This window comes from Alienimonas californiensis, from assembly GCF_007743815.1.
Taxonomy (GTDB): Bacteria; Planctomycetota; Planctomycetia; order Planctomycetales; family Planctomycetaceae; genus Alienimonas; species Alienimonas californiensis.
Genome location: NZ_CP036265.1, coordinates 2103071 through 2125845 on the forward strand (window position 1 = coordinate 2103071; position 22775 = coordinate 2125845).

A 22775-nucleotide genomic window follows, 5' to 3' on the forward strand; every position below is an offset into this window, starting at 1 on the left:
CGCGGTCAATACTCCGGCACTGTCTCCCCGCCGGCCGGGGTGGCGAGGGCCTTCAACACGGCGGGGTCGATCGTCTCGCTCATCGTGGTGACGCTGCCGTTCGCCATGAGGACGAGGATGACGCCGGAGTCGCGAGTCGACCCAAACCCTCCCCGTATGTTGAGGCCGACGGCCGGGTCGCGGGCGTTCGCCGGATGGGCCCAGGGCAGGAATCCGTCGGCGACCTCTCCGGCAAGCAGCGTCTGGGTCATGCCGTCGCGGACGTCGAGGAAGCTCAAACCCACCTTGTCGGTCAGCACGCGGGCGTTGCCGGCGTAGTGGGCGAGGGCGTAGCCGTCGGCGTCCTCCGTCGGCAGGCCGGGGTACGGGGAGGCGAAGGGCGGCAGCGGTTTGGCGAACGGCTCCCGGTTGGCGGGGGCGTCCCACGGTTCGTCCCACCGCACGCGCTCGGCGAGGGCGGCCTCGTCGAGGTGGGGCAGGAGCCGCGTCGCCCAGCCGTGCTCGCCGCGGCCGGTCGGGCCGAACGTCCCGCCGGCGGGGAAGCGGCCGTGTTGTGCGTGATAGTTGTGCAGGGCGAGGCCGATCTGCTTGAGGTTGTTCTGCGCCTGCGACCGCCGCCCCGGACCTTCCCGACTGAAGAGCGGCACCGGCGAGTTGACCAGCCAGCCGATCTGGTGCCCGGCGCCGGTCGCGGCGACGCCGGCGGCGAACAGGCTCACCACCAACCCGCAGGACGCGGCCGTCGACCGCCAGCCCCACCCGCGACCGGCTCCCGCTCCGTTGTCGCCCGGCAGCCCCCACCGGCCGAGCACGTGCACCGCCGCCGCCAACCCGGCCAGCAGCGCGGCGAACGTCGCCACGCCGACCGGGTCCACCGACACCTGCGGCAACGTGCGGGCGAGGAAGGGGATCCAGCCGAACAGCAGCCGGCCGGGCAGTTCCAGTACGCCAAGGAGCCACGGCGTGAGCAGTCCGCAGCAGAGGAACAGGGCGAGAAACGACAGGCCGAGCCTCAAGAGCCAACTGAGCTCCTTCCGCTCCGGCTTCTCCGGGACCGGCGGGCACGGCAACGGTTCGACCGTCGCAGGATCGACCCCGGGGTAAGACTTCACTCGGCCGTCTCCTCGTCTGCGGCGAGGGGGAACGCGGGATCGGCGGCGTTCGCTTCAGGCTCGCCCAGCAGCGTCTCCAGCACGTCCCGCGGGAGTTGGTGCACGGCCCCGCCGACGAACAGCACGAACGGCTCCGCCCCGCCGTCGTCCGCAGTGAACAGGTCCGGCTCGAACGCCAACACGGCGCCGGCGTCCTCCGCGGTGCGGCCTTCAATCAAACGGTAGGTCCGCGGGGCCCGGCCGGGGATCGTGAGGACCTCGGCCGGCAGTTCGGTGCCGCGGTCGCGCCAGGCGGCGTAGAGGGCGGCGAGGCCGGCCCGGCGGCGGTCGCGGGCGGCGTCGGGGGACGGGCGGTCCGGCTCGGTCAGTTCGTAGGTCCAGCCGGCCCGCTCCCAGGCGCCGGGGGTCATCAGTTCGCGGGCGCCGGAGATCATCGTCAGGGCCAGCAGGAACACGAGCCCCCACAGCGCCGTCGCCGCCAGCGCCCGCTTGTAAGAGAGCCGCGGCAGCCTCGGAAAATCCTGCCGCAGCAGGTTCCAGCAGCCCATCACGACCGCCGCGACGAGCAGGAACCCGGCGAGGAAGAACGAGACCGCGTCCAGCCGCACGGCCGCAGCGTCACTCAGGGTAAACCCCGGCATTCCGGCGAGCGGCGGTGGCGATCCCATCCACGGATCGTAACCCGTTCGCCGCCGCGCCCGCGATGCCGAACCCGCGCCGACACCTGCGGACCGCGGCGTTATGCTGCAGGGTTCCGCCCGCCTCGCCCCCCGTCGCCCGCCCGGGGAGCCGCCGCTCTTTGCGTACCCGAACGGAATCATGGACGCCCCCACCGGTTCCCCTGCCAAGGCCGCCGACGATTTAAAATCGTGGGTCGCCGCCGTCGCCGCCCGCACCCGGCCGAGCCACGTGCATTGGTGCGACGGTTCCGACGCCGAATATCGCCGGCTGACCGAGGCGATGGTCGCCGACGGCACGCTGATTCCGCTTCACGAGCGCAAGCAACCCGGCAGCTATCTGCACCGCAGCGACCCGAGCGACGTCGCCCGGCTGGAGGACCGCACCTTTATCTGCAGCGAGAACGAAGCCGACGCCGGCCCGTTGAATAATTGGAAATCGCCGGCGGAGATGAAGGCGATTCTCGATCCGCTGTTCGAGGGCTGCATGCGGGGCCGCACGATGTACGTCGTGCCCTACGTGATGGGTCCGCCGGGCGGGGACGCGGCGAAGGTCGGCGTGGAAATTACCGACAGCCCCTACGTCGCGGCGAATATGCGGATCATGACCCGCATGGGCCGCGTCGCCCTGGAAGAACTCGCCCGCAAGGGCCATTTCACCAAGGGCCTGCACAGCACGGGCGATCTCTCTAAGGAGAACCGTTATATCGCCCACTTCCCGGACGAGGATCTCATCATGAGCTTCTCCTCCAATTACGGCGGCAACGCTCTGCTGGGGAAGAAGTGCCACGCGTTGCGACTGGCCAGCGTCCAGGCCAGAAACGAGGGCTGGCTGGCGGAACATATGTTGATCGTTGGCGTGACGAATCCGCAGGGCGAGACGACCTATATCGCCGGCGCCTTCCCCAGCGCCTGCGGCAAGACGAACCTGGCGATGCTGGTGCCCCCCGTCGCCGACCGGGCCCAAGGCTGGAGCGTCGAGACCGTCGGCGACGACATCGCCTGGCTGCGGTTCGGCGAGGACGGCCGGTTGTGGGCGGTGAACCCGGAGCACGGCTTCTTCGGCGTGGCCCCCGGCACCAGTGAGGAGACGAACCGCAACGCGCTCGCCAGTTGCAGGGCGAACACGCTGTTCACCAACGTCGCCCTGAAGCCGGATCGTACGGTCTGGTGGGAGGGCCTCGAACCGGCGCCGCCGGAGTGCATCGACTGGCTGGGGCAGCCCTGGACGCCGGACTCCGATCACCCGGCCGCCCACCCCAACAGCCGCTTCACCGCCCCGGCCGGGCAGTGCCCGAGCATCAGCGACCGCTGGGAGGACCCCCAGGGCGTGCCGATCGACGCGATCGTGTTCGGCGGGCGCCGCAGCCGGGTGATGCCGCTGGCCTTCGAGGCGTTCGACTGGGAGCACGGCACCTATCTGGGGGCGACGATGTCCTCCGAAAAGACCGCCGCCGCCGAGGGCACGGTGGGCGAACTGCGGTTCGACCCGATGGCGATGCGGCCGTTCTGCGGCTATCACATCGCCGACTACTGGCGGCACTGGCTGGAGATGGGCCGGAAGGGGAACGCCGGGGGCGGGGACAAGATGCCCAAGGTATTCCACGTCAACTGGTTCCGCCGCGGCGAGGACGGCCGGTTCCTCTGGCCGGGCTTCGGCGACAACATGCGGGTCTTGGAGTGGATCGTGGACCGCGTGCAGGGCGCCGGCGACGCGGTGGAGACCCCGCTGGGATATCGCCCGACGCGGGAGGAGCTGCACATGGACGACCTCGGCGTCAGCGCCGAGGACGAGGAGGCGCTGTTCGCCGTGAACCGCGACGACTGGCGGGCGGAGTGCGACCAGCGGGACGCCTGGTTCGACCTCTGCGGCGACCGCCTCCCCCCGGAGCTGCGCCAGCAGAACGACGCCCTGCGTGAGCGGCTGGGGTGAGCCCGCGTCACGCCGAGGCCCCGCGGGGCCTCGGCTTTACGCGGGGTGATAGACTGCCCGCATGAGCCTGACCTCCTCCGACACCACGCCGGACGCCGCCCGGGCGTTGGTCGTCGCGCTCCGCCGGATGAGCCCGGCGGAGCGGTGCGGTCGGATGTTCGACATGAACCGCGTCGCCCGCAGCCGGTTTCGGCAGGCCCTGACTCTCCGCCACCCCGATTGGGACGAGGCCCGCCTGACCCGCGAGTGCCGCCGCCATTGGCTCGGCGACGAGTTGTTCCGTCAGGTTTACGGCGAGGCGAAACCGTGAGCGCCCCCGCGACGCCCCCCTCTGCGACGGACGAGGAGCGGTTCGTGCTCGATATGGCGGCCCGCTTGGAAGCCGTCGGCGTGCCGTACATGCTGACCGGTTCGGTGGCGAGTTCCAGCTACGGCCAGCGGCGGCAGACGGCGGACGCCGACATTCTCATCGACCCGGACACTCCCGGCAGGGTGGTGCGATTCGTGCGGGCCTTGGGCGAAGCGTTCTACGCCGACGCGAACACGGCCCGCGCCGCGGTGCACGACCGGCGGATGTTCAACGTCATCGATTACGCTTCGGCGTTCAAAGCCGACCTGATCGTGTGCAAGGCGGAGGCCTACGACAGGCAGGCGTTCGCCCGGCGGGTCCGACGACCGTTAAACGCGGCGTTGCCCGAGGTTTGGATGGTGTCCGCCGAGGATTCGATCCTTAGCAAGCTGCGCTGGGCGAAGGAGACCGGCTCCACCCGCCAGCACGACGATGTGGTCGGCGTCCTGGCGGTGCAGGGGGCCGCCTTAGACGACGCCTACCTCGACCGGTGGGCGGAGGAACTGGGATTGCGGGCGGATCTCGACCGGGTGCGGGCCGTCGCCGCGCCGCTGATGCCGGACGACGGCCCGGGCGAGTGCTGAAGGGCGCCCCCGACGGCGACGGCGCGCGGCGCCGCTAGCGGCGCAGTCGCCGCCGGTTGGCGCGTTTCTTTCTCAACGCGGCGGCGCGGCGGGGATGCACGTCGACGGGGGCGAGGTCCTCCTCGGCGGTCGGCGCGACGGAGTCGCCGACCGGCTTCAGCTTCCACTGGCGCCGCACCGCGATCAGCCGGAGCACCACGATCGCCGCGACGGCGAACGGCTGCACCGCCCTTGGGTCGGCGCCCAACTGCACCGGGATCAGGAAGCACCACGCCCCCACGAACGCGCAGCTGGCGTACAGGGGGGTGCTCGGCTTGAACAGGCTGGGCACGCGGTTGCAGACCACCTCGCCCATCACCCCGCCGAAGGTGCCCGTCACCACGCCCAGCAGGGCGCTGACCAGCGGGCCGGCGCCCTCCTGACGGGCGATGACCACCCCCGTAATCGCGAACGTGCCCAGCCCCAACGCGTCCGGAACCCGCAGCCAGCCCTCCAAACGGGCCACCCGCCGCGGGGCCAGCACGCCGATCGTGACGATGAACGCCACGACCACGACGTACCGCTCCCGGGCGATCCAGAACAGCGGGTGCCGATCGAGCAGCAGGTCCCGCAGCGTGCCCCCGCCGAACGAGACGATCACCGCCAGCGCCAGCGTGCCGACCGCGTCCATCCCGTGCCGGGAGGCCAGCCCCACCGCGTAGATCGCCGCGCTGACGACCGCGGCGTATTCGATGATCTGAACCAACGGGGACGACCGGCGGGACGGGAGCGGCGGGGCGGGGAACCGGGGGCGGGGAACCGGGAGGACCGTCGCCGAGCCGCCCCGGTTCGGCAAGGGCTCCGGTTCGGTCGGCGGGCGGGCGCCCGCTGGACCGGCCGGCGTTCGCCGCGGATAGTGACTCCCCCCGTTCCCGGAGACCGCCGTGCCGTTCGATCTGCTGCCGACCGCTTTCGGGCTCTGGCTCGTCGCCGTCGGCGCCGTCGCCGCCCTCCTGCACTGGCGGGGGCGGGAGCGAACCGAGGAGAAGGCCGCCCGCGGGGAGCTGGAGGACTGGGAGCTGGACTTTCACCTCGCCCGCTACCGGCGCCGCATGCAGGTGGCGGGGCTGCTGGTGTGGCTCGGCGTGTTGATCCCCGCCGGCGACGCCGCCCTCGCCGCCGCGGGGCCGGCCGCCCAAGCCTGGATGCCGGCCTATCTGGCGGTCCTGATGACCGGCGTGTGCGGTTTGCTGTTCCTCGCCGGGCTGGACTGGTTCGCCACGGCCGTGCACACCCGCGACCGCCTCGCCGACGTGCAGGCCAAGCGGGTCGCCCTGGAGCACGCCCTCCGGGCCCTCCGGGCCGAGGCCGCCCGCGCCGCGGAGCCGAGCCCCGTCGAGCCGTCCCGGAACGAACCGGGTCCCCCCGGCGTCGCCCCGCGCAACCGGCTGCGGGATTATTCCTTCGACGACTGAAACCCGCTGATGCTAAGCGTCTCGACGGCGGTGAGCCCGGAGCGCAAGCTCCGGCCGTCGGCGCAGCCGGCGTGAGACGCACGGCCGGAGCTTGCGCTCCGGGCTCACAGGACCTGCTCCGCCGGGCGGACGTCCTTTCCCCCTCTCCCCCAAAAAGGGGAGAGGGGGGAACGGGCGACGGCGAGCCGCTGGTTGGCGGGCGCTATTCCGCCGCGTCAGCGGGCGTCTCGGCCGCGTCCTTCTCCGCGGCGGCCTGCTCGGCCTGCTTCATCGCCTCGTAGGCCTTCAAAAAGTCCTTCTGGGCGGGGGTCAGGGCGGCGGTCACCTCGGCCTCCTGCTTGGCTTCGAGGGCGGCGATCTCCGCCCGCAGTTTCTCGATCTGGACGTGGTACTTCGCCTGCACGGCGTAGATCCGCTCCTTCTGCTCCGAGGAGAGCCGCAGCACGCCCAGCCCCGGCGGCAGGCGGCGGGGATAGACGTCGATCCCCTCGCGGGCCCCCGCGGTGGTGGGCTCGAAGCTGCCCTCGGGGGCGGCGCCGTCCTGACTGACGGCGGAGCGATCAAGGGCCGACAGGCCCAGCAGGGCGGAGACGCACAACGCAGCGGGAAACAGCGGACGGATCGACATCGGGACCTCGCGGAGGCGCAGGGAGCAGGGGACGCCCCGCGTTTTGGCGGGATCGTTCCGCCGCATCAAGCAAACGACGCCCCGGTCGGAGCGATCGCTCCGGCCGGGGCGTCGTGGTCCCTACAACCGGCCCGCTCAGGCGGTTTTGAGGTAGCCGTTCTGCTCGAGGTAGTCCACCACTTCGTTGGCCAGCGTGTCGACGTCCTTGCCGTCGCTGTCGAGCGTCAGTTCGGCGTTCTCCGGCTCTTCGTAGGGGGCGTCGATCCCGGTGAAGCCCTTGATCTCGCCCGCCCGGGCCTTCTTGTAGAGGCCCTTGGGGTCGCGCTGCTCGCAGGTTTCGAGGCTGGCTTTGACGTAGACCTCGACGAACTTGCCTTCGCCGAACAGCGCCCGGACCTGATCGCGGTCTTCGCGGTAAGGGCTGATGAAGGCGGTCATCGTCAGCAGGCCGGCGTCGGTGAACAGCTTGCCGACCTCGCCGATGCGGCGGATGTTCTCCGTGCGGTCCTCGGGGCTGAAGCCGAGGTTCTTATTCAGCCCCATCCGGATGTTGTCGCCGTCGAGGACGTACGTGTGAAAGCCCTTCTGGTGCAGCAGGTGATCGACGACGTTGGCGACGGTGCTCTTGCCGGCGCCGGACAGGCCGGTGAACCACAGCAGGGCGGATTTGTGCCCCATGAGTTCGGCCCGGTCGTCCGCGGAGACGCGGGACTCGTGCCAGGTGACGTTGGTGGCTTTCTGCTCGGCCATCGGGAGAGTTGAAGAGAATGCGGCGCGGGGGCGGGGTGAAGGCGGGATCGTACGGGATCGCGGGGCGTTTCCCAAAGCCGACGTCACGCCGCTTCGTCCCCCCCTCGCCCCCTTATGGGCGAGAGGGGCCGGGGGTGAGGGGGCAGCGGCGCCCGCACGCCGCTCACGGTCCGCACGCTCACCCGTCGGCCGGGTCGTCGCCGCAGAGCGTGGAAGCGGGTGAACCGTGCGTCACCCTCACCCCCGGCCCCTCTCCCTCAAGGGCGAGGGGAGCCGAGCCGGCGCCGCGTTGCAATCCGATCCCGAACCCCGTGCAATCCCGCCACCATGTCCGACGCCTCCCCCGCCACGCCGTCCGCCGAAAACGGCAACCTCCTCAAGCTCGGCATCCCCGCCGGTAGCCTGCAGGAGGCGACCAGCGACCTGTTCCGCAAGGCCGGCTACAACCTGCAGATCACCTCCCGCAGCTATTTCCCCCGCATCGACGACGGGGAGATCGAGTGCCTGCTGATCCGGGCCCAGGAGATGGCCCGCTACGTCGGCGAGGGCATCCTCGACGCCGGCATCACCGGCCACGACTGGATTGAGGAAACCGGCGCCGACGTCGTCGAACTGACGGAGCTGGTCTTCAGCAAGGCCTCCCGCAAGCCGGTCCGCTGGGTGCTGTGCGTGCCGGAGAGTTCCCCGGTGCAGTCCGTCAAAGACCTGGAGGGCAAGCGGATCGCCACGGAGGCCGTCGGCCTGACGAAGCGCTACCTCGACAAGCACGGCGTCAGCGCAAAGGTGGAGTTCAGCTGGGGCGCCACGGAGGTGAAGCCTCCGCGCTTGGCCGACGCGATCGTGGAGGTGACCGAAACCGGCAGCAGTTTGCGGGCGAACGACCTGCGGATCGTGGACGAGGTGCTGCAAAGCACGACCCGCCTGATCGCCCACCCGGCCGCCGCGGCGGACCCGTGGAAGCGCCGCAAGCTGGACGATTTGGTGCTGATGCTCAACGGCGTGCTGGCCGCGGAGGGCAAGGTGCAGTTGATGATGAACGTGGCGAAGGCGGACCTGGACGCGGTGCTGGGCGTGCTGCCGAGCCTGGAGAGCCCGACGATCAGCAGTCTCGCCGACGCCGACCGCGTGGACGTCCTGAGCGTCGTCGCCGAACGCGACGTCCGCCGCGTGATGCCCGAACTCAAAGCCGCCGGCGCCCGCTGGATCGTGGAGAGCCCGATCTCGAAGATTATCGAGTGAACCCCGAGTGAGCGCCGTCCGGTAGGGTGCGGGGGCCTCGCCCTGACGATCGGAAGGTCTGATGTCCGCCGCCCTGTGTCTCGCCCTGCTAGCCGCGGCCCCGCCGGACGACGGCGTCGACTGGGTAAAGGCGACCCCGCAGGAGTGGGCCGTGCGGCTGTCGGTCGCTTCCGGGTTCGGCGAGGAGAGAAACGGTGGCGATTTTGCCGAAGCGCTTCAGGAACTCGCCGCGCTCGGCCCCCGCGCCCGGGAAGCGGCGCTGTTGGAGATTCTGGCTGAAGGGGGGAATCCCGCGGGGCGCCGGCTCTATGACGCGGACAAGGCCGTCGAAGCGCTCGCCGTCGACGGAGTGCCGGCGGTCATCGCGGCGATCGTCTCGGACCGCGCGTGGCTCCGGAAGGTCGGTTGGCGGGCGGCGGGTCGACTGTTCCCAAGGGAAAACGATGCGGTTCCGGCGGATCCCGCTCTGGCCACGGCGCTGATCGCCGTCGCCGAACCTGGTCTTTCAGACGCCGACCGGGCGGTCGAGTTTCTGGAGGCCGAAATCTTTCTCAACCGCGTCCGGGGTCCGGCCGTTCACGTCGCTTTGACGCTGTTCGATCACCCCGCCCCCCGGGTGCGGTCGGCCGCGGCGGAGGCGATCGCCGTCGCGTTTCGACGGGACAATTATCGCCCCAATGAGGAACCCCCGCTGTCTGCCTCGGACGCCGCCGCCCGCGCCGCCGGCATCAGGGCGTTGCGTCTGGCGGCGACCGACGACCCGGATCCGGCCGTGCGGACCGCGGCGGTCGAGTCGTTGACCCGTCTGGGCGCGGGGAGCGAGCTTGTATTGGACCACCTGCTGGTCCGCGTGCTGGCCTTCGGGTCGGAGTCCGGCTCGCGAGAGGTGGGTCAGTTGTTTGCGGCCCTCCAAGCCCTCAGCCGCTATCCGGAGCATGCGGCGGAGGCCCGCACGGTCCTCGCCCCCCACGCCCGCGAGGCGGTCCCGGAGAACCCGCGTGAGTTCTTCGCCGCAGGAGAGAACTTCGAGTGGGGGCCGGACGCGTTCGGCTTCGAGCGGGCCGTCGGACTATTGGTGCAGGACGAGACATGGCGGAAAGACGCGATCGACATGTTGGGATGGATGGGACCGGCGGCGTCTTCCGAACTGCCGCGACTCGTCCCGCTGCTGGGCGAAGCTGGAGCCGCGGTTGAAGCGAACAGCGACCGTTGGGACGAGGGCGAGTTTCGCCTGTTCGTGGCGCAAACCGTCGCCAAGATCGACCCGGGCCATCCCGCCTTGCCGGACTTGGTATTCCCGAGGATTCCCGAGATCCCCGAGGATCTGCCGAACGACCTCCCGGCGGAGGCGACCCCGGCAGAGCGCAAAGCCTGGTTGGAGCGATGGAAGAAGGTCGAACGCGCCTTGTGGCGGCCGGCCAGCGTGTTATGGGCGATGGGGCCGCACGCCGCTCCGGCTCTGCCGCAACTTCGACCGCACCTCACCCGTTACCGATCCGAACGGCCGAACACCGCTGTCGTTCTCGCCGTCGCCGGGGCCGGACCGCTGCCCGACGACCTGCTGCCGATCTACGCGGCCCAAGGACACCGCTTCACCGTTCATGAGACGCAGTGGGTTCTGCGATCGGCCGGCGCCCGGGCGTTGCCGGCTCTCGCGGCGGCGTTGGCCGTCGCCTCTCAGGCAGACGCCGAGGTCGTCGCGGACCCGGACGCCGGGATGTTCTCCGAAACGATTGAGGACCTGTACCGTTCGCTGGAATCAGCGACGGTCGATCGGAGCGTCTCACTGAAGTTTCGGCTCGAGTCGCTCACGAAGATGCGGCCGGCGGACCTCGCCGAGCGCCGCGACGTGCTGACGGCGGCGATCGTGCCGCTGACGCGGGACGAGGACCTGATGGTGCAGGGCTGGGCGCTGGCGGCCCTGCAAACTGTGCGGCCGGACGACCCCGCCGCGTTCCTCGCCGCCGCGGCGGACGACGACCCCCGCATCCGCGGTGCCGCGGTGCGGGCGCTGGGGGCCTACGGCGAGGAGGAAAGCGTCAAACCCGTCCTCGCTACGGCGCTGAAGGACAGGTACGCCACCGTCCGGCTCCCCGCGATCCGGGCGTGGCGGGCGGCGGGGTTCGACGAGGAATCGCTTGGCCCGTTGCGGGACGATCCGAACCCGGCGGTGCGGCTCGCCGCCCGGGACGCCGGTGCGGCCGGGGCGTGATCCGGCGAGGACCGTCGTTCGTTTCTCCGCCGTCGCCTTCCCCACCAAGCCCCGCGGAACGATGCAGCACCAACCGGTCCCGGAAGTGGACGCCGCCGACGTGGACCGCGTGCTGGCGCGGGATTACGCCGCTGACCGGACGGCGGCGGAGGCGGCCCTCGCCGGAGCCGGGTTCAAGTCGGACCAGGTCCGGGTGAAGCTCGCGGCGCTCAAGCTCGCCGGCGGCGACATCGAACGCCTCGCCGAGTTGGTCGGCTGGGACCCCCGCGACTTGATGCTGAGCGCGGAGTACGCCGCCTGGGCGCGCCAGCGGCTGCCGAAGGGCACGCCGTTCAGTCAGGAGCGGTTCGACCGGATCAGCCGGGAGGACTTCGCCGCCTACCGCCGCTGGCTCGGCCGCAACTGCTCCGACCGCTCGAACCCGGACTCCGAACACGTCCCGGTCGAGTTCGGCGAGGCCGACTCCGGCGCGGACGGGCGGTAGGCTGCCGCCGATCGGGTTCGTCGGTTCCGCCTCATGCACGCTTCTGCCGCCCCCCTCGTCGTGAAGCTCGGCGGGAGCCTGTTGGATTTGCCGGACCTCGCGGGGCGGCTGGGGGAGGTGTTACGGAATGAACCGCGGGCGCTGGTCGTCGTCGGCGGGGGGGCGGCGGCGGACGCCGTGCGGGACTGGGACCGCTCGCACCGGCTGGGCGAGGAGCGGGCCCACCGGCTGGCCTGCGAGGCGCTGGGGCTGACGGCCCGGTTCGTGTCGGAACTGCTGCCGGGGGCGGAACGGGTTTCGACCCGAGACGCCGCACGCGACGCTTGGGGCCGGGGAGCGACCGCCGTACTCGATCTGCCGCGGTTCCTGGAGCGGGAAGAACCGCTCGACGGCCACGCCCCGCCGCACACCTGGGACACCACCAGCGACACCCTCGCCGCCTGGGTCGCCCGCCGCTGGCCCGCCCGGCGGCTCGCCCTGCTGAAAAGCTGCGAACGACGGCCGGACGCCGTCGACGCCCACTTCGCCCAGTTCGCCGCGGGGCTGGAGGTGGAGTGGGTCAATCTGCGAGCCCTGTCGGCGAGCGGGGGGCGTCAGCCCGCCGTGTCCTCGAAACGGTTCGAGCGTGCGGACGGCGTCGAACACACGGAGGGCTAACGCCCACCGCTCGCCAGGACGCTTTTCAACGCCCGCACCTTCGCCTCGCTGATGCGGCCGGTGCGGTCGCCGTCGCAGGCGGCGCCGCGGACCGCGACGATCTCCGCCCCGCAGCCCAGCGCCCGCGGCAGGTCCTCCAGGGCGAGAGAACCGGCGAGGGCGAAGGTCAGGCCCCGCCGCCGGGCCTGCTCGCCCAACGTCGTCAGCCGCTCGTCGGGGAGATGTGCGAACAGCCCGCGGCCGTCCTTGTGGAAGGTGTCGACCAGCAGGGCGACGCAACCGGCGGCGACCGCTTCCTCCAGCACGGCCTCCGGCGCCGGGGCGCCGCAGGCGGCGTGGTCCGCGTAGGCGACGGCGACCCATTGGAAGGTGCGGCCCTCCGCGGCGATCGCTTCATATTGGAAGCGGGCGTCCAGCCAGTCCCACGCCCACTGCGGCGTGCGGCCCGGCGGGGCGTCGGCGGGGAGCAGACCGCTCAGGCCCAGCTTCGCCCACCGCACGCCGGGGGGGATCAGCGGGGTCTGAAGCAGGGAAGGCCGCTCCGCCGCCTCGCCGAGGGCGACGCTGACGGCGGCTCGGGAAGAATCGCCAGTCTCGCCGCACAGGGCGGCGACCTCCGCCCAGACGGCCTCGTCCGCCCGGCCGAGGGAACCGCGGGCGGGCTCTTTCACGTCGATCACGTCCGCCCCGCCCGCGAGGGCGGCCCGGGCCTCGGCGGCGTCGCGGACGCTCACCAGTAACTGCGGCGGGAATCGGGGCGCCGCCAAAAACTATGTCTCTAGGAATTGCGTGATCGGTGACTGCGATTCACCGCTCGGCTCGCGGAGCAACGGGGCCAATGCACGCTTCCAAACTTGCAACGAGGCTTCCGTATACCCGACCGGCGCGGTGTAAAGGGAATGATATCGGCCCGTGAGGAAACCGCGGCGGAGCGGCGGGAAATCGATCAGGATCAGGTCGTGGTCGCCGAACGGAAACAACCGACGGGCTGACCTGGCGTTGAGTTTCATTCTCCACGGCCGGCCGACACGGAACTGACATTCCGACACGTGCGCAGTGATTTCGTGGCGGCTCCAACGGAGCGTCAGGGTGCGGCCGCGGAGTTCGACGACCGGCATGCTCGCCCGGGTGGCCAGCAGTAGCGGTCCCCTCTGCCACCGCTTTAGCAAATCGTCCGGGACGGCCTCCACGAGCGGTTCCCGTTGGGTGCTCGCCGTCGTGCCGACGGCTGATCCGTCCTCTGCCTCGTCCTCGTCGGCGAACCGCGTCATGTCGAGTCGGTCCGGCGGCCGCGCGGGGGGCCTGCGAAAAATCCGTGGGAGACGAACAAAATGGTTCAAGGTCCCACCGATCCGCAACCGAAGCAGTCCCCCGGCGGACCGCGCGACCGGCACGGACCGCCCGACCCGACGTTTGGGCGTTTCCCTCAAGCGGAACGCCCCCGGCGCCGGGCCTCGCCGACCGGCCGGTCTCCCGACGCCCCCGCGGACTCCCCCGCACCCCCGGCGTTCTCGCCTCGGCCGACCGCTCACACCCCGGCCCTGCCCGAGTCCGCGGGACGAAGGACATTCGCCTCCCATGCCGCTCCGACCCATGTTTCGCACGGCCCACCTGCCCCCGGCCCCCCCGCTCTTGGCGACCGGGCGCACGGGGTTGATTCGCGGCGGCCTCGCCGCGGCGCTGTTGGCCCTCGCCCCCGCCGCGTTCGCCCCGGCCGCGTTGGCCCAGGGCAATTCGCTCGGCCCGGCGACGGCCCCGGCGGCGATGGACGACCTGTTCGCCCTGCCGATCCCGGCGGAGCCGGCCCCCGCCAAGACGAGCCCGGTTGCCCAGCGCCCGGTTGCCCAGCGCCCGATCGACGCGTCCGCCTTCGGCGTGATGCAGGCCGGGTTCGAGTCCGACGGCGCCGACAGCGGCATCCGGCAGACCTCCGGAACCGCCGCCGCCGCGAAGGTCGCCCCGCCGGCATTTCCCGCCGCGGGCGTCGGCCGGCCGGTGAACGATCTCGATTCATTCTTCACCCCCAGCCCCGCCTCTGCGCCGAAGACGGCCGCCGTGCAGGCCGCCGCCGTCCAGAGCGAGCCGGCGTCCGAGCCGAGCGTGACGGAGCGTCGCCCCGCCGCCCCGCGGAGCGCCTTCAGCGCCGCGGACTTCGGCTTCGGCCCGGTGACGCCCGCCGCCGCGACCGCCCCCGCCGGCGCCCCCGCCGCCGGGACGATTCGGACGGTTTCCGGCACGGACGACCCGTTCGCCGCGATGGCGGACCCGTTCTCCCCCAACGCCGACAGCGCCGAAGCCGACGGCGGCGAGGCCGACGGCCCGTCGCTCGCCGGCCCGGAGCCGACCGCGACGACCGCGGACGCCGCCGTCGAGTCGGACGCCGCCGTCGAGTCGGACGCCGCCCCGGCGATCGCTCCGGTCTCCGCCGCGGACCCGTTCGCCCCGAAGGGTCCGACGTCGCTTCCGACGCGGCCGAACCCGCTCGCCGAGCCGACCGACGCGGAGCTGCGCGTCGCCGAGGCCGCTCGCACGCCGTCCTCCCGCACTCCGGGCTTCCGCCTGACGGAACCGGCCCCCGTGCCCGCCCCGGCGATGCCGGAGCCGACGAGCGACGAACTGGCGAGCGACGAGCCGACCACTGAGGAGCCGACGACCGAAGAACCGTCCACGAACGCCGCCCTGGTCAGCACGATCGGCGTCGGCGGGGTCGGCCCGCAGCACGCCGAACTGAGCGCCACCTGGCGGCACGCCGGCCCGATTCGCGTCGGCCGGGTGTGCACCTCGGTCCTCACCGTTTCCAACGCCGGCCCGGCGACCGCCTACGGGGTGACCGTCACCGGCGACGTCTCCGAGAACATGGGTCTCGTCAGCGCCGAACCCTCCCCGGAGGACGGCGTCGACACTCCGCACCCGACCTGGACCTTCCCCACGCTGGCCGCCGGCGAGCAGCAGGAGATCCGCCTCACCTACAGTCCCACCGCCGTCGGCGGCGACGAGGATCCGACGCAGTCCAACCGGCTGGCCGCGATGGTCACCAGCCGCCTAATCGCCCGCGGCGCCCCGGTCGTCACCGAGCCCAAGCTGACGGTCGAACTGGAAGGCCCCCGCGACGTGCTGCTGGGCGAGCCGGCCACCCAGACGATCCTGGTCTCCAACCCCGGCACCGGCAGCGTCGACGAGGTCCTGATCGAAGCCGTCCTGCCCGAGGGCCTGGAGCACCGCGGCGGCCCGAAGCGGCTGACGATGAACATCGGCGCCCTCTCCGCCGGCGAAACCAAGCCGGTTCGCCTCGGCCTGCTGACGAGCCTCGGCGGCACGCAGACGATCACCGTGCAGGTCCGCGGCGAGGGCGGCCTGCAGGCCGAAACCGTCGCCGACATCGAGGTGATGAGCCCGCAGATCGACCTGGCGATCGACGGCCCCGGCCTGCGGTACGTCAACCGCGTCGCCACGATGATGCTGACTGTCTCCAACCCCGGCGACGCCGCCACCGACAACGTGCGGCTGGGCTACCGCGTGCCGGAGGGCTTCGAGTTCCTCTCCGCCGACCGCAGCGGCACCCACGACCCGGCCGGCCGCACCGTGCGGTGGTTCCTGGGCCAGGTCGAGGCGGGCGAGAGCGTGACCGCCACGGTCAACCTGAAGGCCGTCACCGGCGGGGAGCAGGTCCACCGGGCCGAGGTCTCCGCCAGCAGCCGGGCCAAGGCCGGCGCCGAGCACGTCACCCGGATCGAAGGCACCGCCAGCCTGGCCCTGACGATTGAGGACACCGACGACCCGGTCGAGGTCGGCGCCGAGACGCAGTACACCGTGACGATCTCCAACGAGGGCACCGCCCCCGCCAAGACCGTCGGCCTGGCCTGCCGCGTGCCGGAAGGCACGGAAGTCGGCGCCGTCCGCGGCCCCGCCGCCTACCGCACCGAGGGCGCCCTGATCCTGTTCGACAGCCTCCCGGAGCTGGCCCCCGGCGAGAAGGAAGTCTACACGCTGCGGATCAAGGGCCTGACCCCCGGCAGCAAGCGGTTCCAGACCCGCCTGGTCAGCGAGAGCATCAGCGAGCCGCTGATCCACGAGGAACTGACGAAGTTCTACGGGGAATGACCCCCCGCTGACCCGCCGCCCGTCAACGCCCCGGACGCCCCCGCGTCCGGGGCGTTTTTGCGTGTTGTGTCCCCCCTCGCCCCCCTTTTGGGGGAGAGGGGTCGGGGGTGAGGGGGCAGTGATTCCCGCACGCTGTTCACCGTCCGTCTGCTCTCCCGCCGGTCTGTCACCGCAAAGAGCGAAGCCGGGTGAACCGTGCGTCACCCTCACCCCCGGCCCCTCTCCCTCGAGGGAGAGGGGAGAATCCAAAGGGGGGCGTCACGCCGTGTCGCGGACCCCCGTCATGTCGGGCGCCGTGTTCAGCATTCCGCGAACCAGCGCCGGGACGTCGGCGTCGACGTGAATCGCTCCGTGCAGCGGGGCGAGCGTGCGGGGGGCGCCGTCGGTCTCCCAGCGGGCCAGCAGCGTGCGCCAGGCGTCGCAGACTTCGTCGTCGGTCGGCGAGAACGGCGGCGGCGGGGCCGGGGGGCGGGCCAGCGGGGGGGCGTCGTCCGGCTGCATCGGGCCGGGGGCAATCACGGAGTCGCCCGCCAGCAGCACCCCCCCGAACTTCGGCGTATGCAGCATCACCGACCCCGGCGTCCGCCCCGGCCAGTGCAGCGCCTCGACCGGCAACTCGGCCAGCGGGCCGCCCGGCTCGCAGGCCTCGACGGGGTCCTCCCACTCCGTCAGCAGGCCCTGCACGCGAGGGTCGTGGCGGTCCTCGGGGTGCAGGAAGAAGGGCAGTCCGAACTCCGCGGCGAGCGCGTCGTAGGCGTCCCCGCGGACGGCGAGGTCGGCGTGGGTGAGCAGACAGCCGACGATCTCCACCCCCTCCTCCCGCAGTCCCCGCACGCCAGGCAGGGCGTGCCGCAGCGGGGCGTCGATCAGCAGGGCCTTGCGGGCGCCGGCCTGCTTGAACACCAGGACGTAGCTGTTGGGCGGGCGGAGCGTGCGTCCGCCGGCCGCCCCGAACTGCGGGAGCAGCGCCAGCCCGCCTTCGTCAGGACCTCCCACGAGCCACTGCCGGCGGGGTTGATAGAAAGCGGACAACGGCGTGGGCAAAACGGGCAACGATTTGGTCGGGCGGGGGCGGCCATGGTGCGGCGGCGGGTCGGCCGCCGCCAGTCGGTCGGGTCGCCAGTCGGTCAGGCCACCGGGACGGCGACCTCCTCGAACCGGTCGGCCAACTCCCGCAGCGCCGCCCGCATCGTGCGGCCGGAGAGGGCGCGGCCGTGGCCGGTCACGAGGGTTTCGGGCTCCAACGCGGCGAGTTTGCGGGCGCTGGCGGCGGCAGCGGACCAGTCGGGGGTGAAGTACATCGGCGGGCCGTGCACCTCCGTCCGCTGCGTGGCGACGGCGTAGGCGCTTTCCTGCTCCGTGCTGATCACTGCGTCCCCGCTGAGCAGCGTGCGGTCGGAGGGCCGCCAGAACGACACGTGCCCGGCCGTGTGGCCGGGCGTCGGCAGCCAGCGCCAGCCGGGCAGCGGTGGGACGGGCCCGCCGCCGTCGGGGCCGCCGTCCGTCTCCAGCGTGCGCAGCCGGTCGCCCACGTTCACCGGGCCCCGGGGGAACAGCACGCTGGAGAGGCTCATCAGGCCCCCGCCGGCCGTCGGGTTCGGCGGCGGGTAGCTCCCCCGGCCGGAGAGAAACGGGGCCTCCGCCGGGTGGGCGTACACCGGCACATCCCACTCCGCCGCGAGTTCTTCCAGCACGCCGACGTGATCGAAGTGCCCGTGCGTCATCAGGATCGCCGCCGGCGGACAGGGCGCCGCGGCGTCGGACCCGGGGGCGCCGAACCGCTCGGCGGCGACCTCGCGGATGCGGTCCGCCGTGCCCGGCAGCCCGGCGTCGAGCAACACCCAGTTCCCCGGCCCGCACCCGGGGCTCCCGACGAACGTCACGTTGACGATCCCCAACCGGCGGTAGGCGACGTCGCCGAGCACCTCGTGCACCGGGCCGGGGGTGAGGTCGGCGGGGGACTCGTCGGCTCGGGCGGCCTCGGGAACCGGGATTTGGGAGGTCATCGGCGGGAACTCGGGCGGCGGGTCGTCGGGGCGGGAACGCCCGTCACCGTCCCGCCCGCGGCCCGCCCGCGGGACGGGAAAAGCCGCCGCCGCCGGCCCGGGGGTTCGCGGCGTCCCGTTCGTTCGCTCCGCGAGCGCACAAAAAACCGCCCCGGACCGAGGGCGGTCCGGGGCGGGCGTGCGAGGGGCGTTGGGCGGCGACCGTGACCGGACGGCCGTCAGCGGCGGCTCACCACTCGTAATTGACCTGCTGGCCGTCGTTGCGCTGGATCAGGCGGCTGTAGGTGACCTGATCGACGCTGTAGTTCAGCAACTGGGAGGAGCCGTCGACCAGGGCGACGTTCACGCCCTCGGCGTGCCAGGAGCCGGGGCGGGTGAAGACCTCGGCGCCGTCGACGGCGCCGGTGCTCACGCCGGTGACGCCGGGGGAGAAGATCGGTCCGCTTCCGGTTCCGGAGCTGGTGTCGCCGGGGTCGTAGCTCGTGCAGCAGTGATAGCCCTCGGCCCAGACGCCGTAGAGGCTTTCGAGCAGCAGGATGGTGTTCACCGCCCCGTCGCCGACGTCACGGAAGCTGGTGGACATGTTCGGGCCGAACATCCCGCCGATGCGATTGACGGTGACGTTGCCCTGATCGTCAGTGCCGACCACGCGGACCCCGGCACTCCCGACGTAGTTGGACAGACCGAAGTCGCCGGTGTTGGTGTCCGGAAAGCCGGGGACGCCGCTCGTCTGCGTTTCGTCCGCCGTGGGCACCGTGGAGGCGCTGGGGCAGAGGTACGTCTCCATGTCGTACTGGGCGGCGGCAAGGTTGTTCGGCTGGAAGCCGGCCGCGTCGTCGGAGGGGAACCGCGGGAAGTTCGGATCGGCGCCGAAGCTGATCAGCCGGTAGGTCGGGCTCTGCTCGAGCTGGGGCAGGATCAGCGCGTGCCAGCCCCAGTAGTTGCTGATCGTGATCCCCTGCGTGACGCCGTTGGAGCTGTTGGCCATCGTCGCCCCGCTGGGCAGCTTCTGGCCATTGACGACCATCCCGTGCTGGATCTCCGGCGGCGGGTTGCTGTCGTCGTCGGCGACGGGCGGCCGCACGATCACGCCTGCCGGAAAGCACTTAAAACCGGAGTGATAGTTGTGCATCGCCAGGGCGATGTTCTTCACGTTGTTCAGGCACTGGGCGGCCCGGGCCCGCTCGCGGGCGGCCTGCACGGCCGGCAACAGCAGACTGGCCAGCACCGCGATAATCGCAATGACGACCAGCAGCTCAATCAGCGTAAAACCGGCGCGGCGACCTGGAGCGGTCGCGCGGGACGCGAAAAGGGACGGACGGGGGGCGGAGAGCATGCGGGGCGAGCTTCGTTCGAGGTCGAAAACAGTTTAGCAGATCGTCGCGGGCAATCACGATCAGATCGGAATCGGGCGATGGCCGAACGGCCGACCTCGCACGGCACGCCTCCGCCCGGGGCGGAAGCTGATTCCAAACCCCGGGGGGCCTGAGTCGATTCGCCGGAAACCGCGACCCGTCAAAAGATCTTGGAAGTTCCCGCCCCGGTCGGCGGGGGCCGCAGGACGGCCCGTCGCTGGGGGCGGCGGGGGCGTTCGAGGCGGCAGGAGCCGTCAGGGGGCCTCGACCTGACGGCCGTCGTTCCGTTCGATCAGGCGACGGTAGAGATCGCGGTCGACCGTGTAGCTGAGGAGTTGCGCCCGGCCGTCGGCAAATCCGACGTTCAGGCCGTCGTCGTGCCAGGAACCGGGCATGGTGAAGGCGGCGTCGGGGCTGGCGTCGGCGAGCCGGTCGGGCGAGCCGGCCGAGCCGGCGTGGAAGATCGGCGGGTCGCCGCCCGTGCCGGCGACCTGGGCGGTCGGGTAGCTGGTACAGCACATGGTGCCCTCGGCCCAGAAGCCGACCAGCGCCTCGACGATCAGTAGCGTGTTCGTGGACCCGTCGGTCACGTCTCGGAGCCGCGTCGTCTGGCCGACGTCGAACACGCCGCCGAGGCGGATCCCGTCGCCGTTCTGATCCGTCCCGACCCGACTCCCGGCCGTGGCGAGGTAGTTGTTCGCCCCCCAGTCCGCCCCGTTCAGCCGCTCCGCGGTCACGTCCCCCGGCAGGTCCTCCCACGTCGGCAGGCTGGCCGACGGGCAGACGAACGTGGGAATCCGATTCCGGGCGGCGGTCCGCGGCGGTTCGTCCGTCAGCCGCAGGCAGGGCTTTCCGCCCAGCGCGGTCTGCTGCGCGTGCGCATTGTTATAGAGCGGCCGTTGTTCGAGGTGGGGCAGGACGTCGCGACGCCATCCCCAGTGCACGGAGAGGTATCGCTCGGTCGGCCCGGCAAGCCCGTTCGCCAGCCGGAACGCCCCGTTCGTTCGCGTTCCCCACACCTTGGGCCAGGAGCAGCCCGGCGGCTCGGGCTCGCAGGGCACGGTGCCGTTCCAGCAGGGGGTGTCCAACGAGTCCACGCCTTCCGGGAAATGGTGGTTCCCGGAGTGGAACATGTGCACCGCCAACACGATCTGCTTCGTGTTGTTCAAACACTGCGTGCGGCGGCTGGCCTCCCGGGACCGCTGCACGGCGGGCAAGAGCAGGCTGGCCAGGACCGCGATGATCGCGATGACCACCAGCAGTTCGATCAGGGTGAACCCGGACCGTCGAGTCCGACGTCGGCCCGGTCGGCGGGACCGCCGGGGGACGGTCGGCCGGTCCGGGTCGGGACCGCGGACGGAAATTGGGCAATGCGGGCAATCTCGCATCAAAGCACCGGGGCGGGGGGGGCGTGGAAGCCCATTCCGAACCCCGGCGGCCGCCGGCGGGATCGCTCAAACCGGCAAAAAGCGGAGATTCCCGAAAGCGGGACCCCTCAGTCCGCCTTGGCGAGCACGCCGGGCAGGGCCTCGCCGCGGCCGGGCAGACGGACGACCCGGACGCCGGTGACCTCCGGGTGGTCGGCGATCTGCTGCATTGCGGCGTCGCTGGGGCACTGGTCCAGGTGCAGCACCGCGACGCTGTCGCCGCCGGGTTCGTCCTGCGAACGGCCCAGGGACATGTCGGCGATATTCGTGCCCTCCTCGCCCATCAGGTTGCCGATGAACCCGATCAGGCCCGGCACGTCCCGGTGGCGGTAGATGAGGAGGATGCCGTCCAGGAAGGCGTCCAGGTGGAAGCCGTCCAGGCGGATCAGCCGCAGGTAGCCGCTGCCGAACAGCGTGCCGGCGACGACGTGCTCGCCGGCGTCGGTGGTGAGGGTGGCGGAGACCGACGTGCTGAAGTCGCCGGCGGATTCGCTCTTCGTCTCCTCGATCGTGATGCCGCGGTCCCGGGCGACGGCGGCGGCGTTGACCAGGTTCACGTCCTCCACCGCGTCGGCCAGCAGGCCGGCGGCGAAGGCCCCGGCGACCAGGCTCGTCTTCTTCTTGGCCGCGTCCCCGCGGAAGGCCAGCTTGACCCCGTTCACCCCGGCGCTGCCGGTGATCTGGCTCAGCAGCACGCCCAGCCGATAGCCGAGGTCCAGGTACGGCCGCACCTCGGCCATCTCGGAGCCGCTGACGGGCACCATGTTGACCGCGTGGCGGATCTCGCCCGTCTTCAAAAAGTTCGACATGATCTCGGCCGCTTCGAGGGCGACGAGTTCCTGGGCCTCCTCGGTGCTGGCGCCCAGGTGCGGGGTCATCAGCAGGTTGGGGCAGCCGTGCAGGGGCGAATCGGCCGGCGGCGGCTCCTCGACGAACACGTCCAGCGCCGCCCCGCCGACGGTCCCGTCCCGCAACGCCGCGGCGAGGGCCGCCTCGTCGATGATGCCGCCGCGGGCGCAGTTGATGAGGCGAACCCCCTTCTTCATGGCCTTCATCCGCTCCGCGTTGATCAGCCCGCGGGTCTCGTCCGTGAGCGGGGTGTGCACCGTGAGGTAGTCGACCCGCGGGACGAGCTGGTCCACGTCGCGGACCAACTCCACGCCCAGTTCCTTCGCCCGATCAGAGCTGAGGAACGGGTCGTAGCCGATCACATCCATTTCGAGGGCGACGCAGCGGCGGGCGACGGCCTGGCCGATGCGGCCGAGGCCGACCACGCCGATCGTTTTGCCGGCGAGCTGGGTGCCGGTGTATTTCTTCCGGTCCCACTTGCCCTCGTTCATGCTCTGGGCGGCGGGGGCGGTGTTGCGGGAGAGGGCGAACATCAGCGCCAGCGCCTGCTCGGCGGTGGAGACGGTGTTCCCGCTGGGGGTGTTCATCACGACCACGCCGGCCTTGGTGGCGGCGGGCAGATCGATGTTGTCCACGCCCACGCCGGCCCGGGCGACGGCCTTGAGCCGGGTCTGGCCTTCGAGCGCCGCGGGGGTGAGCTTGGTGCCGCTGCGGATGATGATGCCGTCGGCGGACTTCAGTTCCTCGCGGAGTTGCTCCGGCGTGAGGCCGCTTTTGACGACGACCTCGATGCCGCCGGCCGCTTCGAGTTTCTCCAGCCCGGCGGGGGAGAGGTTGTCGGTGATGAGAACGCGGGGCACGGCGGCGGAGCGGGCGCGGGGAAACACGGGCGGGCGGGGGCAGAGGATACCGATGCGCCCGCGAAGTTCACGGCCGGCGGGCGACTCGTTGTATGCTG

21 protein-coding genes are annotated in these 22775 nt (G+C 71.7%); 9 read left to right on the forward strand and 12 right to left on the reverse strand.

Annotated elements, in window-relative coordinates:
* Positions 1-5 precede the first annotated feature (5 nt).
* The gene (locus tag CA12_RS08160; protein ID WP_145358476.1) at positions 6-1112 is read right to left on the reverse strand and encodes a DUF1559 family PulG-like putative transporter; all 1107 of its coding nucleotides are present in this window, start codon (positions 1110-1112) and stop codon (positions 6-8) included.
* A complete protein-coding gene (locus tag CA12_RS08165; RefSeq protein WP_145358478.1) occupies positions 1109-1780 on the reverse strand; it encodes a hypothetical protein in 672 nt (223 codons plus the stop codon). Before CA12_RS08165 ends, CA12_RS08160 begins: the two co-directional genes overlap by 4 nt.
* Positions 1781-1931: 151 nt before the next feature.
* Here CA12_RS08165 and CA12_RS08170 point away from each other — a divergent pair, with 151 nt between their 5' ends.
* The 3 genes from CA12_RS08170 to CA12_RS08180 all read left to right on the forward strand — a co-directional run bounded on the left by CA12_RS08170 (position 1932) and on the right by CA12_RS08180 (position 4655).
* Complete coding sequence (locus CA12_RS08170; protein ID WP_145358480.1) at positions 1932-3722, forward strand: phosphoenolpyruvate carboxykinase (GTP); 1791 nt, start codon at positions 1932-1934, stop codon at positions 3720-3722.
* A gap of 61 nt (positions 3723-3783) precedes the next feature.
* Positions 3784-4032 (forward strand): hypothetical protein, encoded by a 249-nt coding sequence (locus CA12_RS08175; RefSeq protein WP_145358481.1) that lies wholly within the window; start codon positions 3784-3786, stop codon positions 4030-4032.
* Positions 4029-4655 carry a hypothetical protein gene (locus CA12_RS08180; protein WP_145358482.1) on the forward strand — a complete coding sequence of 209 codons (627 nt, stop codon included), beginning with the start codon at positions 4029-4031 and terminating at the stop codon, positions 4653-4655. Before CA12_RS08175 ends, CA12_RS08180 begins: the two co-directional genes overlap by 4 nt.
* 34 nt (positions 4656-4689) lie before the next feature.
* On the opposite strand, the gene CA12_RS08185 is transcribed toward CA12_RS08180, so the two are convergent.
* Complete coding sequence (locus CA12_RS08185) at positions 4690-5400, reverse strand: trimeric intracellular cation channel family protein (RefSeq protein WP_165700630.1); 711 nt, start codon at positions 5398-5400, stop codon at positions 4690-4692.
* Positions 5401-5578: 178 nt separating this feature from the next.
* Here CA12_RS08185 and CA12_RS08190 point away from each other — a divergent pair, with 178 nt between their 5' ends.
* Entirely contained in the window at positions 5579-6109 is a 531-nt protein-coding gene (locus CA12_RS08190; protein WP_145358484.1) for a hypothetical protein, read from the forward strand.
* Positions 6110-6311: 202 nt separating this feature from the next.
* On the opposite strand, the gene CA12_RS08195 is transcribed toward CA12_RS08190, so the two are convergent.
* Both CA12_RS08195 and cysC read right to left on the reverse strand, forming a co-directional pair.
* On the reverse strand, positions 6312-6737 hold the full coding sequence (locus CA12_RS08195; RefSeq protein WP_145358485.1) for a hypothetical protein: 426 nt from the start codon (positions 6735-6737) through the stop codon (positions 6312-6314).
* 135 nt (positions 6738-6872) lie between these two features.
* Positions 6873-7487, reverse strand: coding sequence for an adenylyl-sulfate kinase (cysC, locus tag CA12_RS08200; protein ID WP_145358486.1), 615 nt, complete (start codon positions 7485-7487; stop codon positions 6873-6875).
* Positions 7488-7814: 327 nt separating this feature from the next.
* Between cysC and hisG the strand changes: the two genes are divergently transcribed.
* From hisG to CA12_RS08220, 4 genes are all read left to right on the forward strand, one after another.
* Positions 7815-8726: an ATP phosphoribosyltransferase gene (gene hisG, locus CA12_RS08205; protein ID WP_145358487.1), complete on the forward strand. Its 912-nt coding sequence runs from the start codon at positions 7815-7817 to the stop codon at positions 8724-8726.
* A 61-nt stretch (positions 8727-8787) separates the two neighbouring features.
* Positions 8788-10938 carry a HEAT repeat domain-containing protein gene (locus tag CA12_RS08210; RefSeq protein WP_145358488.1) on the forward strand — a complete coding sequence of 717 codons (2151 nt, stop codon included), beginning with the start codon at positions 8788-8790 and terminating at the stop codon, positions 10936-10938.
* A gap of 61 nt (positions 10939-10999) precedes the next feature.
* A complete protein-coding gene (locus CA12_RS08215) occupies positions 11000-11422 on the forward strand; it encodes a hypothetical protein (RefSeq protein ID WP_145358489.1) in 423 nt (140 codons plus the stop codon).
* Positions 11423-11455: 33 nt separating this feature from the next.
* Positions 11456-12079: an amino acid kinase family protein gene (locus CA12_RS08220; protein ID WP_145358490.1), complete on the forward strand. Its 624-nt coding sequence runs from the start codon at positions 11456-11458 to the stop codon at positions 12077-12079.
* Here the strand turns inward: CA12_RS08220 and CA12_RS08225 are convergent.
* On the reverse strand, positions 12076-12813 hold the full coding sequence (locus tag CA12_RS08225) for a (5-formylfuran-3-yl)methyl phosphate synthase (RefSeq protein ID WP_165700631.1): 738 nt from the start codon (positions 12811-12813) through the stop codon (positions 12076-12078). The two genes, CA12_RS08220 and CA12_RS08225, sit on opposite strands and share 4 nt — an antisense overlap.
* Before the next feature lie 36 nt (positions 12814-12849).
* The gene (locus CA12_RS08230) at positions 12850-13350 is read right to left on the reverse strand and encodes a hypothetical protein (protein WP_145358492.1); all 501 of its coding nucleotides are present in this window, start codon (positions 13348-13350) and stop codon (positions 12850-12852) included.
* 307 nt (positions 13351-13657) lie between these two features.
* On the opposite strand from CA12_RS08230, the gene CA12_RS22980 reads away from it, so the two are divergent.
* Positions 13658-16180, forward strand: coding sequence for a DUF11 domain-containing protein (locus CA12_RS22980; RefSeq protein ID WP_145358493.1), 2523 nt, complete (start codon positions 13658-13660; stop codon positions 16178-16180).
* Positions 16181-16438: 258 nt separating this feature from the next.
* On the opposite strand, the gene CA12_RS08240 is transcribed toward CA12_RS22980, so the two are convergent.
* The 5 genes from CA12_RS08240 to serA form a co-directional block, all read right to left on the reverse strand.
* Entirely contained in the window at positions 16439-17233 is a 795-nt protein-coding gene (locus CA12_RS08240) for an MBL fold metallo-hydrolase (protein ID WP_145358494.1), read from the reverse strand.
* Positions 17234-17307: 74 nt separating this feature from the next.
* Entirely contained in the window at positions 17308-18186 is an 879-nt protein-coding gene (locus CA12_RS08245; protein ID WP_145358495.1) for an MBL fold metallo-hydrolase, read from the reverse strand.
* A gap of 229 nt (positions 18187-18415) precedes the next feature.
* Positions 18416-19522 carry a DUF1559 domain-containing protein gene (locus CA12_RS08250; protein ID WP_145358496.1) on the reverse strand — a complete coding sequence of 369 codons (1107 nt, stop codon included), beginning with the start codon at positions 19520-19522 and terminating at the stop codon, positions 18416-18418.
* A 273-nt stretch (positions 19523-19795) separates the two neighbouring features.
* On the reverse strand, positions 19796-20812 hold the full coding sequence (locus CA12_RS08255) for a DUF1559 family PulG-like putative transporter (RefSeq protein WP_390614138.1): 1017 nt from the start codon (positions 20810-20812) through the stop codon (positions 19796-19798).
* A gap of 224 nt (positions 20813-21036) precedes the next feature.
* Positions 21037-22677, reverse strand: a complete 1641-nt coding sequence (gene serA / locus CA12_RS08260) for a phosphoglycerate dehydrogenase (protein ID WP_207622180.1) — start codon at positions 22675-22677, stop codon at positions 21037-21039.
* Between the last annotated feature and the right edge of the window lie 98 nt (positions 22678-22775).

What these genes read in the sequence shown, in the direction of transcription:
- CA12_RS08170 (WP_145358480.1), top strand. Translation starts at nt 1,932, where the DNA reads ATGGACGCCCCCACCGGTTCCCCTGCCAAGGCCGCCGACGATTTAAAA.
- cysC (WP_145358486.1), bottom strand. Translation starts at nt 7,487, where the DNA reads ATGGCCGAGCAGAAAGCCACCAACGTCACCTGGCACGAGTCCCGCGTC.
- CA12_RS08230 (WP_145358492.1), bottom strand. Translation starts at nt 13,350, where the DNA reads ATGACGCGGTTCGCCGACGAGGACGAGGCAGAGGACGGATCAGCCGTC.
- CA12_RS08215 (WP_145358489.1), top strand. Translation starts at nt 11,000, where the DNA reads ATGCAGCACCAACCGGTCCCGGAAGTGGACGCCGCCGACGTGGACCGC.
- hisG (WP_145358487.1), top strand. Translation starts at nt 7,815, where the DNA reads ATGTCCGACGCCTCCCCCGCCACGCCGTCCGCCGAAAACGGCAACCTC.
- CA12_RS08245 (WP_145358495.1), bottom strand. Translation starts at nt 18,186, where the DNA reads ATGACCTCCCAAATCCCGGTTCCCGAGGCCGCCCGAGCCGACGAGTCC.
- CA12_RS08195 (WP_145358485.1), bottom strand. Translation starts at nt 6,737, where the DNA reads ATGTCGATCCGTCCGCTGTTTCCCGCTGCGTTGTGCGTCTCCGCCCTG.
- CA12_RS08220 (WP_145358490.1), top strand. Translation starts at nt 11,456, where the DNA reads ATGCACGCTTCTGCCGCCCCCCTCGTCGTGAAGCTCGGCGGGAGCCTG.
- CA12_RS08165 (WP_145358478.1), bottom strand. Translation starts at nt 1,780, where the DNA reads ATGGGATCGCCACCGCCGCTCGCCGGAATGCCGGGGTTTACCCTGAGT.
- CA12_RS08250 (WP_145358496.1), bottom strand. Translation starts at nt 19,522, where the DNA reads ATGCTCTCCGCCCCCCGTCCGTCCCTTTTCGCGTCCCGCGCGACCGCT.
- CA12_RS22980 (WP_145358493.1), top strand. Translation starts at nt 13,658, where the DNA reads ATGCCGCTCCGACCCATGTTTCGCACGGCCCACCTGCCCCCGGCCCCC.
- CA12_RS08175 (WP_145358481.1), top strand. Translation starts at nt 3,784, where the DNA reads ATGAGCCTGACCTCCTCCGACACCACGCCGGACGCCGCCCGGGCGTTG.
- CA12_RS08210 (WP_145358488.1), top strand. Translation starts at nt 8,788, where the DNA reads ATGTCCGCCGCCCTGTGTCTCGCCCTGCTAGCCGCGGCCCCGCCGGAC.